2 protein-coding genes are annotated in these 1,294 nt (G+C 64.7%); both read left to right on the top strand.

Translation table 11 applies throughout. From position 1 onward, the window contains the following. Nucleotides 1-1,086: IS21 family transposase (gene istA, locus IWX85_RS21060; protein ID WP_196870984.1), on the top strand; the 1,086-nt coding region annotated here is incomplete at its 5' end. A gap of 23 nt (nucleotides 1,087-1,109) precedes the next feature. Further along, nucleotides 1,110-1,294: ATP-binding protein (locus tag IWX85_RS21055; RefSeq protein ID WP_196870983.1), on the top strand; the 185-nt coding region annotated here is incomplete at its 3' end.

Genomic DNA, 1,294 nt, shown 5'->3' with positions numbered 1-1,294 from the left:
CCGACGGTGGCCCTGAGGGTGCACGGGCAGGAAATTGGCCGCGCCAACATCTTTGTGGCGGCCATGGGCGTGTCGGGCTACTGCTTTTGCCTGGCAACGCCCGCGCAGACGGCACGTGACTGGCTGGGCGCCACCGCGCAGGCGTTGACCTTTTATGGCGGCGTGCCCCAGCTCATCATCCCCGACAACCCGCGCGCCCTGGTGACCAAGGCCGACCGCTACGAGCCGCTGCTCACCGACAGCGTGCAGGACTTTGCCCGTCACTACGGCTGCAGTGTGTTGCCTGCACGCGCTTACCACCCACAGGACAAACCGAAGGTCGAGCTGAGCGTTTTACTGGTCGAGCGCTGGATCCTGGCACGCCTGCGCAAGCATCAGTTCGCCAGCGTGGAGGAGGTCAACGACGCCATTGCCCCCTTGCTGCACTGGCTCAACCAGCGTGCCTTTCAAAAGTTGCCCGGCAGCCGCGCCAGCGTGTTCGCGCAAATCGACGCACCGGCCCTGATGGCCCTGCCGCTGCAGCCCTGGGAATGGGCGGTCTTCAAGACGGTGCGCGTGCACATCGACAGCCATGTCGAATATGAAGGCCACCGCTACAGCGTGCCCAACGCCCTGGTGGGCCTGGCGCTGGAGCTGCGCGTCACCGCCCATGCGGTGGAGGTTTTGCACCGTGGCAACCGGGTGGCCAGCCACACGCGCTGCGTCCACAAAGGCGGTTTCACCACCGTGATTGAACACCTGCCCGAGCGCCACCAGCACCAGGCGCAGTGGACGCCCGAGCGGCTCATCGCCTGGGGCGCGCGTATCGGCGTGGCCTGTGCGGCGACGGTACAAAAGATGCTGGCGCGCCAACCCCATCCCGAGCACGCCTACCGCGCCTGTTTGGGCCTGCTGTCCCTGTCCAAGCGTTATGGCGAGGCCCGGCTAGAGGCAGCGTGCACCTTGGCGCTGAGCTTAGGCACCAGCAAATACACCCACATACGCGACATCCTGCTCAACCGGCGCGACCTGCTGCAAGCCAGCACCACGCCGGAGTGGACATCTCCCGCACACGCCCATGTGCGTGGCGCGAACTACTACCAATGAAACCCCTGACAGAGAATTCCAAAATGATGATGAACACCACCTTGAATCAACTGCGCAGTCTGCGCCTGGAAACCATGGCCCAGGCGCTGGAGCAGCAGCTCACGCAAAGCGGTATCGGTGCCATGAGCTTTGAAGAACGGCTGGCCTTGCTGGTCGACCGTGAGGTGCATGGCAGACAGGACCGGCGCTGTGCGCGGTTGCTCAAGAC

The organism is Polaromonas sp. CG_9.11, from assembly GCF_015752225.1.
In the GTDB taxonomy this organism is placed as follows: Bacteria; Pseudomonadota; Gammaproteobacteria; order Burkholderiales; family Burkholderiaceae_C; genus Polaromonas.
The sequence above is the reverse complement of the archived record's forward strand: the minus strand, read 5'-3'. Positions and strand labels throughout refer to the sequence as shown.